This window comes from Melghirimyces algeriensis (genome assembly GCF_900182565.1).
GTDB classification, from domain to species: Bacteria; Bacillota; Bacilli; order Thermoactinomycetales; family DSM-45169; genus Melghirimyces; species Melghirimyces algeriensis.
On record NZ_FXTI01000003.1, the window covers coordinates 1 to 13,542 of the forward strand.

At 49.2% G+C, this 13,542-nt stretch carries 14 protein-coding genes; 8 read left to right on the forward strand and 6 right to left on the reverse strand.

The genetic code is table 11. The features are described 5' to 3' along the window. Positions 1 to 324 (forward strand): RNA-guided endonuclease TnpB family protein (locus FN782_RS05440; protein ID WP_142504781.1); only part of this gene is annotated, 324 nt, incomplete at its 5' end. 67 nt (positions 325 to 391) lie between these two features. Here the strand turns inward: FN782_RS05440 and FN782_RS05445 are convergent. Then, the gene (locus FN782_RS05445) at positions 392 to 2,506 is read right to left on the reverse strand and encodes a heavy metal translocating P-type ATPase (protein ID WP_142504782.1); all 2,115 of its coding nucleotides are present in this window, start codon (positions 2,504 to 2,506) and stop codon (positions 392 to 394) included. Positions 2,507 to 2,526: 20 nt separating this feature from the next. Next, complete coding sequence (locus FN782_RS05450; RefSeq protein WP_142504783.1) at positions 2,527 to 2,856, reverse strand: ArsR/SmtB family transcription factor; 330 nt, start codon at positions 2,854 to 2,856, stop codon at positions 2,527 to 2,529. 183 nt (positions 2,857 to 3,039) lie between these two features. Here FN782_RS05450 and FN782_RS05455 point away from each other — a divergent pair, with 183 nt between their 5' ends. Further along, complete coding sequence (locus FN782_RS05455; protein ID WP_142504784.1) at positions 3,040 to 3,996, forward strand: P1 family peptidase; 957 nt, start codon at positions 3,040 to 3,042, stop codon at positions 3,994 to 3,996. A 213-nt stretch (positions 3,997 to 4,209) separates the two neighbouring features. Here the strand turns inward: FN782_RS05455 and nagE are convergent, their stop codons facing one another. Further along, positions 4,210 to 5,598, reverse strand: coding sequence for an N-acetylglucosamine-specific PTS transporter subunit IIBC (gene nagE, locus FN782_RS05460; protein WP_142504785.1), 1,389 nt, complete (start codon positions 5,596 to 5,598; stop codon positions 4,210 to 4,212). A 278-nt stretch (positions 5,599 to 5,876) separates the two neighbouring features. Between nagE and nagA the strand changes: the two genes are divergently transcribed. The 6 genes from nagA to FN782_RS05490 all read left to right on the forward strand — a co-directional run bounded on the left by nagA (position 5,877) and on the right by FN782_RS05490 (position 10,781). Further along, positions 5,877 to 7,064 (forward strand): N-acetylglucosamine-6-phosphate deacetylase, encoded by a 1,188-nt coding sequence (nagA, locus tag FN782_RS05465; RefSeq protein WP_142504786.1) that lies wholly within the window; start codon positions 5,877 to 5,879, stop codon positions 7,062 to 7,064. 13 nt (positions 7,065 to 7,077) lie between these two features. Next, positions 7,078 to 7,818 carry a glucosamine-6-phosphate deaminase gene (gene nagB / locus FN782_RS05470; RefSeq protein ID WP_142504787.1) on the forward strand — a complete coding sequence of 247 codons (741 nt, stop codon included), beginning with the start codon at positions 7,078 to 7,080 and terminating at the stop codon, positions 7,816 to 7,818. A 16-nt stretch (positions 7,819 to 7,834) separates the two neighbouring features. Continuing rightward, entirely contained in the window at positions 7,835 to 8,557 is a 723-nt protein-coding gene (gene phnF, locus FN782_RS05475) for a phosphonate metabolism transcriptional regulator PhnF (RefSeq protein ID WP_142504788.1), read from the forward strand. A gap of 33 nt (positions 8,558 to 8,590) precedes the next feature. Next, on the forward strand, positions 8,591 to 9,316 hold the full coding sequence (locus FN782_RS05480; RefSeq protein WP_142504789.1) for an SIS domain-containing protein: 726 nt from the start codon (positions 8,591 to 8,593) through the stop codon (positions 9,314 to 9,316). Positions 9,317 to 9,336: 20 nt separating this feature from the next. Next, positions 9,337 to 9,840 carry an Imm6 family immunity protein gene (locus tag FN782_RS05485; protein ID WP_142504790.1) on the forward strand — a complete coding sequence of 168 codons (504 nt, stop codon included), beginning with the start codon at positions 9,337 to 9,339 and terminating at the stop codon, positions 9,838 to 9,840. A gap of 128 nt (positions 9,841 to 9,968) precedes the next feature. Beyond that, a complete protein-coding gene (locus tag FN782_RS05490) occupies positions 9,969 to 10,781 on the forward strand; it encodes an undecaprenyl-diphosphate phosphatase (protein ID WP_142504791.1) in 813 nt (270 codons plus the stop codon). A 55-nt stretch (positions 10,782 to 10,836) separates the two neighbouring features. Here FN782_RS05490 and FN782_RS05495 read toward each other — a convergent pair whose 3' ends face one another. Genes FN782_RS05495 through FN782_RS05505 form a run of 3 tightly spaced genes read right to left on the reverse strand, consistent with a single transcriptional unit; the run spans position 10,837 to position 13,486 of the window. Further along, positions 10,837 to 12,078 (reverse strand): glutamate-5-semialdehyde dehydrogenase, encoded by a 1,242-nt coding sequence (locus FN782_RS05495; RefSeq protein ID WP_142504792.1) that lies wholly within the window; start codon positions 12,076 to 12,078, stop codon positions 10,837 to 10,839. A 19-nt stretch (positions 12,079 to 12,097) separates the two neighbouring features. After that, positions 12,098 to 13,213, reverse strand: a complete 1,116-nt coding sequence (gene proB / locus FN782_RS05500; protein WP_142504793.1) for a glutamate 5-kinase — start codon at positions 13,211 to 13,213, stop codon at positions 12,098 to 12,100. Positions 13,214 to 13,252: 39 nt separating this feature from the next. Beyond that, complete coding sequence (locus FN782_RS05505; protein WP_142504794.1) at positions 13,253 to 13,486, reverse strand: hypothetical protein; 234 nt, start codon at positions 13,484 to 13,486, stop codon at positions 13,253 to 13,255. Between the last annotated feature and the right edge of the window lie 56 nt (positions 13,487 to 13,542).

Below are 13,542 nucleotides of genomic sequence, written 5' to 3' on the forward strand. Positions count from 1 at the left end.
TGTATCGAAGACCTCCAAGTAAAGCATATGGTGAAAAACCACAAGCTAGCCAAATCGATCACGGATGCCTCGTGGTCGGAGTTTGTCGCGATGCTGACCTACAAGGCAGCCTGGCATGGAAGAAACGTGGTGAAAGTGGGGAAACAGTTCCCTTCCAGTCAGCTTTGCTCTTCCTGTGGCTACCGAAACAAGGATGTAAAGAACCTCCACCTTCGGGCATGGACATGCCCTACGTGCGGCTCTCACCATGACCGAGACATCAATGCATCCAAAAACATCTTGCAAGAAGGACTTCGAGTACTTGCGGTCGGGCAGACCGTTTAAGCTTGGATATGATCCTATCAGTAGACGGGAGCTCCCAAGAATCCCCTGCCTTCAGGCATGGGGAGTGTCAAATGGTTATGCTTTGGACGGATGGTGCGTTCTTTTGCGGACGTTGCCAGAGAATGCTTAGGCTGATCAGGGTGACAAGAATGGTTGCACCCATGTCGGATAAAATGGCAATCCATAAGGTTAGCCAGCCAGGGATGGTCAGAAGAAGAGCGATCAGCTTCAGGCTGAGAGCCAGCACAATGTTTAGCCGAATGATCCGGTTTACCCGTTTGGCGATCCGAACCGCTTCCGGCAGCTTTTCCAGGTGGTCCTGCATTAAAACGATATCCGCTGTCTCAATGGCACTGTCGGTTCCTTTGCCCATGGCAATGCCGAGGTCGGCAGTGGCCAATGCAGGAGCATCATTGATTCCGTCTCCGATCATGGCAACCTTTCCACGGGAAGCATATTCTTTCACCTTTTCCACTTTCTCTTCCGGCAGAAGTCCAGCGTGGACACGGCTGACCCCTACCTGATGCGCCACCTTTTCCGCAGTGGCCGGATGATCCCCCGTTAACATCACCGTTTCTGCAATCCCGGTCTGGTGCAATGCCTGAATCACTTCAGCACTTTCATGGCGGATTTCGTCTTCCAGCCCGAATATTCCCAGGACCTGTTTGTCATCTGCAATGATGACCAAAGTGGCTCCTTGATCTTTCAACCGTTGAATATCCTGTTGGACAGATTGGGTTTGCAATAAATGGGACGGCAGTATGGCTTCGCTGCCCACTCGGTATTTTTGGCCGTCGACGGTTGCGGTAACCCCCCGACCGGCTTCCGTTTGCAGGTCTTCCGCTTCCGGGAATTGCACCCCCAATTCCTCTACCTTTTGCATAATGGCGCGTGCCAAAGGATGGCTGGAGTTTTTTTCAACCGCTCCTGCAACCTTCAGAAAGAGAGGATCATATTCGACGACTTCTGTTACATAGGGATGTCCTTTGGTCAGTGTGCCAGTTTTGTCAAAGGCGATGGCTTTCAGTTGTCCCATCATTTCCAGAAAAACGGAGCCTTTGACCAGGATGCCGTTTCGGGCATTACGGGTGATTCCGGAAATGTTGGCAATTGGCGAAGACAGGATCAGTGCGCAAGGGCAACCGACAATGAGAACCGCCAGACCTTGATAGAGGGACGCGGTCCAACTTTGCTCCAGCAAAAGAGGGGGCAAAGTGATGACGAACGCTGAAATCAGCATGATCAAAGGGGTGTAATAGCGGGAAAACCGATTGATAAACTGTTCTGTGGGCGTTTTGGCCTCCTGGGCTTCCTGGACGAGATGCAGGATTTTGGCCAAGGCAGAATCTTCGTAGGCGCGGTCCATCCGAACTTTCAAAAGTCCTTCATGATTGATGCTTCCACCGTAGACTTGGCTTCCCTGTTCTTTTTCCACAGGTAAGGATTCTCCTGTGATGGCCGCTTCATTGACGGAGCTTTGTCCGGCTTCCACCACGCCGTCCGAAGGGATTTTTTCTCCGGGACGGACCAGAACCAAATCACCGGCACGCAGTTCATCAATCGAAATGGTGCGTTCCGATCCCTCTTCAATAACGGTGGCTTGTTGCGGTGTTGCTTTCAGCAATTTCTCCATGGAATGGCGCGCCTTTTCCATTCCCAGTCCTTCTAGGTATTCGTTGAGACCAAACAGAATGGCGACAAGGGTGCCTTCTTTCCACTCACCGATCGAAACGGCACCGATCAGGGCGATGGTCATCAGGGTGTCCATATTAAATCGCAGTCGGAACAGGTTTTTGAAACCGCGGATAAAGGTTTGTCGTCCACTGAGGATCATGGCGACCAGGTAAAGACTGACGCCGACCGCTGGAGGCAACCGTTCTTCCAGGAAAATACCGCCCAGGTAGAATGCTGTTGAAAGGATGAGGACAAATTTGATCCCCAATCCTCCTCCCTTATGTGGATTGGCTGGGGAGTCGGAGGAGGTTGTCTGGTTTTCAACGGTTACGCCATCGCTGTCCAATATCTTTTGCACTTGGTTGAGATCCACTTGTTCATCAATGATGAGTTTACTGCTGGAAAACAGCAGGCGGGCAGTGGCAGCATGCGGAAGGTGCCGGATTTGCTTTTCCAGATTTGAGGCACAGTCCGGACAGGATAAGCCCTTTAGTCGGTATTCGTTCACAGTGAATCGTCTCCTTTTCCTTAATCATGCTGGGCATGGTGGATCGTCTGTCTCAGGAGTGTCATCACGTGCTGGTCTTCCGGTGAGTAATAAATAGTGGTTCCATCCCGACGGAATTTGACCAAACGAAGGTTTTTGAGAAAACGCAATTGGTGCGACACTGCGGATTGAGACAGATGCAGCGTTTCGGAAATTTGGGAGACCGAAAGTTCTTGATCAGCCAGCAAGTGAAGAATCCGAACCCGTGTCGGGTCCGCTAAAGCCTTAAAGGTTTGTGCGACAATAAAAAGGGTTTCATCATCCAATGGTTCATAGGTGGTTGATTCCTGTTTATCTTTTGGTTCATTCATGAATGGTGCCCCTTTCGACTCACCAAATTCTATATATGATCACTTGCTCATATATCGATAATGGCATTATATGATAAATCAAAGGATTTGACAACCAGAAAAAGTGTGAAGAGGGGTGGGATTTGTATTTTTGATGGCGAACCTGTATATAGCAGAAACGAATGGGGAAAGGGAGATGAAATCATGAACGGGAGCATCACAGATGTACCTGGGGTCGAGGTGGGACAAGCCGAGGATTTGAAAGCGTTGACCGGATGTACGGTGGTTCGCGTCCCGGACGGTGCGGTTGCAGGCGTGGATGTACGGGGAGCGGCGCCCGGTACAAGGGAAACGGATCTTTTGCATCCGATGAATCTGGTGGGAGAGGTTCATGCTGTCTGTTTGGCAGGAGGAAGCGCCTTTGGTCTGGACGCGGCATCCGGTGTGATGCAGGCTTTGGAGGAAGAAAAGCAGGGATTTGATGTCGGTGTCGGGGTGGTTCCCATTGTTCCCGCTGCGGTGTTATTCGATCTGACGGTGGGTTCTGCGGATGTTCGGCCGGATCAGGCCATGGGGTATCAAGCAGCCAAACGGGCAACGGACCAACCGGTACAGGAAGGAAATGTGGGAGCGGGGTGTGGAGCCACTGTGGGGAAGTTTAGCGGAATGAAGTTTGCCATGAAGAGTGGACTGGGTTCTGCTTCCCGGCGGTTAAAGAATGGGGTGATTGTCGGGGCTGTAGTGGCGGTAAACGCTGTCGGGGAGGTGCGAGATCCTCATACCGGGAAGAGATTGGCGGGAGCACGGGATGGACAAGGGGGGTTCCTGGATTATTTTGAAAGGATGGAAAAGACCGATCCGCGAAATCAGGCTTTCCAAACCAATACAACCCTAGCAGTCGTCGCAAACAACGCAAAATTGACCAAAGCAGAGGCCAACAAGGCGGCGCAAATGGCCCATGATGGTTTGGCCCGGACGATTGTACCCATTCATACGATGAATGATGGGGATACGGTATTTTCTCTGGCAACGGGCCAACGGGAGGCTTCTGTGGATGTGATTGGGGCGCTTTCTGCGGAGGTATTGGCTGAGGCGGTTGTTCGAGCTGTGAAATCGGCCCAAAGTGTCAACGGTTTTCCAGCATCAAGCGAATATAAATAAAAAAATGACTCCTTTTCGGAGTCAGAAAGACCGCTGATAAAGAAAATAGGAGGGGGATTTCCGTTTCCGTATCTCTTTCCTCCAGCAACGAAGTGGAAAGAGTCCGCTTTACCCCCTCCGATCCCACCCAGCGGACAAAACAGGTTATCCGCTGGGTGAATCGAAAAAGGATGCTGGATCGGAAATCGCCTCCTTTTATTTTTCGGTTTGTTCTTAATCAGAATGAGAGCCGTTTTGTTCTCTTAAATGTTGAATCGAGTTGGCGACAAACTCCACATCTGTACCGATAATCACTTGAAGACCCGATTTTCCTGTACGTATAACCCCTTTGGCTCCGTGCTTCTTCAAACCCGCTTCGTCCACTTTTTCCATATCGTGGACCTGAAGGCGAAGTCGTGTGGCACAGTATTCGAGGGAAGCGATATTCCCATCACCGCCCAGGTCCTGCAGAATCAGTGTGGCCCGTTGGTCATTGCTGGATTCGTTTGAGTCTTTTGTATCCTCTGGTGTAGCTTCTTCATCCTCCCGTCCAGGGGTTTTCAGGTTGAGTTTTTTGATGAGCAGATAAAAGACGGCAAAGTAGATTACCCCATACACCAGACCCACACCGAGAAGCGACCATGCTCCTTTGGCCAGACCGAGGTTGAGGAAAAAGTCAATCGCCCCAGCGGAAAATCCAAATCCATGATGGATGTCCATCACATAGGCGACCACCATGGAGCTGGCGGTTAATAAGGCGTGGATTCCGTATAGGAGAGGTGAGAGGAACATAAAGGAAAACTCAATCGGTTCCGTAATTCCGGTTACAAAGGAGGTCAAAGCGATACTTCCCATCATACCGGCCACTTGTGCGCGGCGGCTTTTTCGTGCAGTCAAAATCATGGCGAGGGCAGCGGCCGGCATTCCAAACATCATCACTGGAAAGAATCCAGCCATAAAGATTCCGGCAGACGGGTCTCCAGCGAAAAAGCGATGCAAATCTCCGGTGGCTCCTTCATATTCTCCAAAGACAAACCAGACCAAGGAGTTTAGTACATGATGCAATCCTACAGGGATTAACAGCCGGTTGAGGAAACCGTACACTCCAACCCCGACGGCTCCTGCATCAATAATCCATTGTCCCAGAGAATGAATGGCGCTCTGGATCGGTGGCCAGATGAAGCCGAAGACTCCCCCCAAAAGGACCATGGTTGCAGCAGTGACGATGGGGACAAAACGGCGTCCTCCAAAGAACGCCAGCCAGTCAGGCAGTTTGATCTGATGAAAGCGATTGTAAAGAAGTCCGGCGATTGGACCGGTAATCAATCCTCCCAAAACACCCATATCGATCTCCTTGTTGATGGCGACGACAGAATGGTCCAATACCAAGTAACCGATGGCACCCGCTAAAGCGGCAACACCACTTCCATCGCGGGAAAATCCGATGGCTAGTCCAATGGCAAAGATCAGCGGCAAGTTGTCAAAGATTCCGTTTCCCGCTTCGGCCATAAAGGGAATGTCAAAAAGGTCCTTCTGACCTAGCCGAAGCAGCAAGGCTGCTGCCGGCATTACCGCGATGGGCAACATCAAGGATTTTCCGATACGTTGGAAAAAATGAAGCATTTGTCTCTCCCCTTTGCAAAATGACTTGGATCATCCGACGATAAAACAATTATGGCGAAAACGCTTTCTTTATGTTAACACGGAATTTGTATATATGTCTATACCAATAAGACCCATGATAAAAATAGGTTGTTGTATTATATTGTATGGTATGGCTGTTATTTTGTGATAATCCAGTTGGAATGTGATCAATGGACATATCTGAAGTGGTATAGACATCTATATATATAAATGGTACACTCATTTTTGAATGGGTATGATAAGGAGCGAAATGCTTTATGATAAAGAAACCCGATCTGACAATCCTGCGGGATGTTACCGTTTATACGGAAAATGGAGTCATCGAAGAGGGATATGTGCTTGTTGCCGGAAAGGCGATTCAAGCGGTTGGCCCCATGGACAAACTGGACTCTTTTCAGCACATGGACGCTCAGATTTTGTCCCTTCCGGGTTATCATTTGATTCCGGGAATGATCGATATCCATATTCATGGGGTAGCCGGTGCAGATGTAATGGATGCTACCCCGGAAGCGTTGGAGACGATTGCTGCTGCACTCCCACAGGAAGGAACCACTTCCTTTTTGGGAACGACCATTACGAATGCCCCCGATAAAATTGAGCGAGCCCTTGTCAATGCAGCAGACTACCGCAAACATCAGCAGGATTCAGGAATGGCGGAAATGTTGGGGGTTCATCTGGAAGGTCCCTTTATTTCTGAAAAACGGGCAGGTGCACAACCATTGGAGCATATTCTGGCTCCTGATCTTTCCCTGTTGAAACGCTTTTATCATCTGTCAGATGAATGCATCCGGATCGTTACCCTGGCTCCGGAGAAGGAAGGAGCGGCACAAATGATCCGTTGGTTGCGGGATCAGGGTGTGATTGCCTCCGTTGGGCACTCCGATGCGTTATATGAAGAAGTGGATCAAGCGATAAGCGAAGGAGCCGCACATGTGACTCATCTCTACAACGGAATGCGCGGGATTCATCACCGGGAACCGGGGGTTGTGGGAGCGGCTTTGCTTCGAAACGAACTGACCGCAGAACTGATCGCCGATCATATCCATTGTCGGCCGGAGATGCTGGAATTGGCTTTTCGGATGAAGACGAAGGAGCGCTTGATTCTGATCACGGATGCCATCCGAGCGAAATGTTTGAGAAATGGAACCTATGATTTGGGTGGACAATCGGTGACAGTGAAAGGAGAAAAAGCGACACTGTCCGATGGAACCCTGGCCGGCAGTATTTTGAAAATGGGTCATGCCTTGCAAAATATGATGCGGTCCACCGGATGCACGATGGAAGACCTGGTCTATATGACATCTTCCAATCCCGCCCGTCAACTGGGCGTTTTTGATCGAAAGGGAAGCATTGCTCCAGGAAAAGATGCAGACCTGGTGATTTTGAATCCCGATCATGAAGTGGCCATGACGTATTGTCGCGGACAACTTGCATACCAGAAATAGGAGAGAGCGTTTCATGAACGTGATTCAAGTTGAAAACTATGAGGATATGAGCCAAAAAGCGGCAGAAATATTGATTGGTAAAATCCGTCGCTTTCCCGCTATGAATCTGGGATTGGCGACAGGCGGAACCCCGATCGGTACGTATCGGAGGCTGGTTCAAGACCATCAGATGAATGGAACCTCGTATCAAAACATAACGACCGTGAACCTGGATGAATATGTCGGTTTGTCGGAACATCACCCATGCAGCTATCGGTACTATATGGAAGCCCATCTATTTGGAAAGGTGGATATTGACAGAAGAAATACCCATCTACCCAATGGCAACGCAGAGGATCTCAAAGCGGAATGCGATCGATATGAAGAGCGGATTCGGGAAATTGGGGGAATCGATGTACAGCTCCTGGGGATTGGACGGAATGGTCACATCGGTTTTAATGAGCCTGGAACTCCTTTTGATATGCGTACTCATATCGCCAATCTCAGTCTCTCAACACGACAGGCCAACGCCCGCTATTTTTCCTCGATGGATGAAGTGCCAACCCAGGCCATTTCCATGGGAATTGCCACGATTTTGGAAAGCAGGGAGATCCTGTTGTTGGCTTCCGGAGAGGATAAAGCGGATGCCCTCCAGGGTTTGCTGAACGGACAGAAACGTTTCAGCCTTCCTGCCTCGGCCCTTTTGGATCATCCTTGTGTTACAATTGTAGCGGATAAGGAGGCCCTTTCCAAATCTTCTCTGATTCCGTCCTGAAAGGAGTCATCCGCAGATGATTAATAAAAATTCCCCTCTACCGATCTATGCACAACTGGAAGAACAAATCCGGGAGCAGATCGAAAGTGGAATATTAGGTCCAGGGGACACTCTTCCCTCTGAACGGGAATTCTGTGAACGACATGGTATCAGCCGAATGACCGTACGCCAGGCAATTAATAACCTGGCGAAAGCGGGATATCTAAGACGTGAAAAAGGAAGAGGAACATTTGTTTCAGAAAGGAAAATGGAACAGCAACTGCAGGGATTGACCAGCTTTACGGAAGATATGAAGGCCAGGGGAAGAAAACCGAGCAGCAAACTGCTTCATTTTGAAATTGTTCCAGCTGTTGAATCCATTGCTCAAACGCTTTCCATTCCAAAACATGATCCGGTTTATCACATCAAACGTATACGCATGGCTGATGGAGAGCCGATGGCGTTGGAGACCACCCATATTCCGGCCAATTTGGTTCCCGGTCTTACACCGGAGATTGCAACGGGTTCCATTTACAATTATTTAGAAGAACACCTTTCCATTGCAATCGACTATTCCAATCAGGTGATTGAATCCGTAACTGCAAGTGAGACGGAAAGCCATTACCTCGATATTCCATCCGGATCACCCATTTTGCTGATGCAACGGGATACGTTTCTAAAAGACGGAACACCGGTGGAAACAGTCAAGTCGGCTTATCGAGCGGATCGGTATAAATTTGTCACAGTGATTCGGCGATAGGGTTTGCATGGGAATAAGAGGAGGGATGGGAGGGTGTTTGAACGATATTTTTTTGAAGTTGGAAAACGGTTGCGTCAACTGGAAGAGGAGCAGGGCGACCAGATCAACAAGGCGGCCTCTGAATGCGCTCGTTGTATCAAGGAGGGAGGAATCCTGCATCTGTTTGGAAGCGGCCATTCCTATCTCATTGCACAGGAGGGATATTACCGGGCGGGTGGTTTGGCGCCGGTGCGCCTGATCGTGGCAGAAGACCTTCAGCTTTCCAAGGGGGGACATCGCTGTTCCATCTACGAACGGCAAGAGGGGTATGCCGCCTCTTTTCTGTCTGATCAGGATATTCGACCGGGTGAAGTCCTGTTTATTTTTTCCACATCAGGCCGCAATCCGGTTTCTGTGGATGTGGCCCGGTTTGGGAAGAAACAGGGTGCGTTTGTCATCGGTGTGACCGCCAAAGACTATTCAAATCTCCCGTCCCGTCACTCCAGTGGTGCTTTGTTAATGGAGAGTGTGGATTTGGTCATCGATAACTGCATCCCTATGGGAGATGCGCTTTTATCCATGGAAGAGACGGCTGTGCCGTTTGCCCCTGGCTCCACCGTGCTGGGAACCGCTCTATGGAACGGCATACTGGCCAAAACGGTTCGCCTTCTGGTGGAAGAGGGGATCGAACCGCCGGTTTTTAGGAGCGGTAATGTAGAAGGCGCCGATTTATATAACAAAAAATTAATGGAACGTTACCAAGACCGTATTCGATTTTAAATTTTCTTTGAGGTGCTACATTGATCGAATGGAAAAACATAGGAACGGACAAACAGGTGGCTTTTTATTTAGGTCTGAGTGAAACCGTCATTCCCTTTCTGCATAAAAGTGAGTTTTATCTAGATGCTCGCCAAGCATTGGATTTATGTTGGGAATGGTTTGAAACGAAGCAGGTTTCGGGAGATGAAATCTATACGTTGTTGGATGATGGAACGGAATTCGGCGGGCTGTTTATGCAAATGCAAATGGATGAAGATCAAACGAATGAAACAACATGGGAGTGTATTGTTTCCGCAGTATCATTCGTTGATTATCAGGCTTATGTCTACGAGGGAGAAAGGTTTCTGCCCGCTCTGATAGAAAATGTAGATGCGGTCGATGATGAGTTAATCCATTATTTTTTAGAGTGTTATGTTTCGATGGATCAGGGAAACCGAAAGAGAGCAAACGATTTTTTCCATTATTTAAAAGGGTCTGGGGTCAAAGAAAAAAATGACGTTATGAGCTTTTTCAGTGATTTATAAGTATGTTACTATCGATTTTTCACAATAATTTCTCTCCAAAATAAAAGGAAAGTTGTATTGTTCATGTGATTCTCTTATTGTATGTTATTCTTATCTATTATTTTTGAAGACGTTTGAAGGAGGATCATATGGACCTGGAAACGATCAAATTTTTCTTCTTAGGACTGATTCAGGGACTGACGGAGCCGATTCCGGTTTCCTCCAGCGGCCATCTCTTGATGTTGTCCCATTACTTTGGAGTAGGACTTGAGGAAGACAAACAGTTGGGATTTGCGGTGATGGTGAACTTTGCTTCCCTGTTGGCGGTCTTGTTGATTTACCGGGATGACCTGTTCCGGTTGGCAAAAAACTCCGCTTTATACCTGAAAGACCGGTCGGATGAATATCAGTCCGACTTCAAGTTTGTCCTCTTCATTTTGCTGGGAACCATTCCAGCTGGCGTGTTGGGTGTTCTGTTTAGCGATGTGCTGGAAGAGCACCTGACAGGAGTGAAAGTGATCGGAGGAGCCCTGTTGGTGACGGCTTTTGCCCTCTGGGTCATCCGAAACTTGAAAGGTGCAAAAAATGATGGGGATCTGACCATCCGTGAAGCGTTGATTATCGGTTTTGCTCAGGCGATCGCCCTGATTCCGGGGATCAGCCGTTCCGGTTCCACCATTGTGGCAGGGATGCTTGCTGGATTGAAACAGGATACGGCGTTACGTTTTTCCTTTATGCTCTTTATCCCGGTTAGCCTGGGCGGAGTGGTGCTGGAGAGCGAAGGAATTATGCAAGTGATCAGCAGTACCGATATGCTTCTTTCCTATGCAGTTGCATTTTTTGCTTCGCTGATTACGTCCTACTTTTCTCTGAAATGGTTTATGAATGTGATGCGACATGGTAATCTGATCATTTTCTCCGTTTATTGTGCCATTGTAGGAACATTGGTTTTGGTGTTTTAATGTATAGATAAAACCCGGTCTTCAACCAACAGTTGAGTACCGGGTTTTTTGAATGTTAACGGATCTGTCCAGAGCCTGAGATGCAGTATTTATAGGAGGTGAGCTCCCGCAACCCCATCGGACCACGGGCGTGCAGTTTTTGGGTACTGATGCCGATTTCTGCACCAAAACCGAATTGGGAGCCATCTGTGAAACGGGTGGAGGCGTTATGATAGACGGCGGCGGCGTCCACTCCCTGCATAAAACGATGGGCGGTATCATCGTTTTCCGTCAGGATGGCTTCGGAATGACCGGTGCCGTATCGGTGGATATGATCGATCGCTTCTTCAAGAGAATCAACGATTTTTACTGCCAGGATTAAATCCAGGTACTCCGTTTCCCAATCGGCAGGGACAGCAGGGATACATTGTGGGATCAGCTGTTGGGTGTGGGAACAACCCCGGATTTCCACTCCATGCTTGTTCAGTTCCTCGGACAGCCCAGTCAGATGCTTTTCTGCCCAATCCCGGTGAACGAGAAGGGTTTCTGTTGCATTGCAGACCGCCGGGCGGCTAGTTTTGCCGTTTATTACAATACGGTGTGCCATTACGGGATCAGCCGATAAATCGATGTAGATGTGACAGTTGCCCACACCTGTTTCCAACACAGGGACAGTGGATTCCTGAACCACCCGTTGGATGAGAGCGGCTCCACCTCTGGGGATGATGACATCGATCAAATGGTTCATGGTGAGCAATTCCCGAACGGATGTACGGTCGGGATCTTTCACCAACTGTACTGCCTCCGGTGGCAGGGAAGTGGTTTCCAAAGCCTGTTGAATGATCTCAGCCAAAATGGAATTGGAATGAAGAGCGGAGGAACTGCCACGAAGGAGGATGGCATTTCCGGTTTTTAAAGCAAGCCCGGTAGAATCCACCGTTACATTGGGACGAGCTTCATAGATCATTCCGATGACTCCCAATGGAGTCCGGGTCTGTTCAATACGCAACCCATTCTGGATCCGGGTCTCCATCACTTCACCAACAGGGTCAGACAGGGTGATCAGTTCTTCCAAGCCCGATGCCATCTCTTCCAGCCGTTCTTCTGTCAGTTTCAGACGGTCCAGCAATGCGCGGGAATATTGCCCTTTTTCAGCCTGGTCCAAATCTTTCTGATTTTGTTTGAGAATGGACGCTTTTTCTTTTCTCAATGCCTGAGCAATGGCTTGAAGTGCATGGTTTTTTTGATCCTCGGTGGCGGTTACCAGTTTTTTAGACGCTTTGCGAGCGGCTTGTGCCTGTTGTTGAACATCACTCATCGCGGGTCTCCTTTCTTTGTCATGGTATAACTGAGGCGGGAACCCAGTCATTTCGGTGGATCACCTCTTCCGGATGATGAGGCGATAAGCGGGTGACCTCTTGTGTATGCCAGCCTTTGACCTGATGGAGGAGGGTGGCAGAGTACCGGCAAAGCCCGCGTCCCAGGGGAAGATTTCCCGGTCGGATCACTTCTACAATCTCTCCAGCCTCAAATGTACCAGTTACTTCTGTAATGCCACAAGGGAGAAGACTTTTCCCTCCTGATAACAAGGCTTGTGCAGCACCCTCATCCACAGTTAGCAGACCTTGGGGGCGGGAGCAGGCGGCAATCCATTGTTCTTTTCGACTGAATCGGCGGGGTTGAGCATCCATATAAGTACCAGATCCCTTATCAATAAGCACGTGAAGCATCCAATCAGGGTGGGTTCCGGCAGAGCCGATATAAACCCGTATTCCTGTTTCGGAAGCCTTTTTTGCAGCCAGCAGCTTGGACTGCATCCCGCCGCTGCCCAGTGGAGATTTGCCTGTGGATGCCATGTGAAACAACGACTGATCCCATTGTTTAATGCGTTCAATTTTTTTTGCACGAGGGTGATCCAATGGGTTGGCGGTGTAGAGACCGTCGGTATTTGTAATCAGGATGAGCCAGTCTGCTTGCAGCAATCCGGCAACCAAGGCGGCCAGCGTATCATTATCTCCCCAACGGATCTCATCCACTGCAACGGAGTCATTTTCATTGATGATGGGAATGATTCCTTGATTTAAAAGGCAGTTCAGGGTATTTAATGCGTTTAAATACCGGGAGCGGTGTTCAAAATCGCTCCGTGTCAACAGGACCTGGGCACAGGATTCATTTCTGCGGGCAAATTCCTCCCGATATCGTTGTACCAAGTGACCTTGACCGACTGCGGCAGCCGCTTGTTTTCCGACCAGCGTTTGCGGTCGGCAAGTAAAGCCCAGTTCATGAAATCCTGCGGCAACGGCTCCCGATGAGACCAATACCACCTGGTATCCGGAGTGTTTAAGTCGGTGAATCGATTCGACATGGTGGCTGAGTTGATTTTGATCCAGTTTTCCAGAATCATCCGTCAATGAAGACGTTCCGATTTTAACGATCAGGGTCTTTTTTTTCATATCCACTCCTCCATACAAAAGACAAACACTCCCCTTCGTTCAAGGACGAAAGGGAGTGTTCTTCCGCGGTACCACCTTGGTTGACATCTGAAGTCCACCTCTGACAGCTGTGGTGTCAACCACAGCCTGTTTCCGAAGGTAACGGTCGGGAAACCGGTCCAGCTTGTCGCTGTCCGCATCAGAAGGTGGGTTCAGATGGGCATCCCGGCAACATCTTACAGCCTCTGGATGTTGCTCTCTGGGCGGTAAGCCAATCTTACTGGCCTTCATCATCGCGTTTTCTCTTACTCGGATTTAATTGTGTATTATTATGCACCCAGATAAATGAA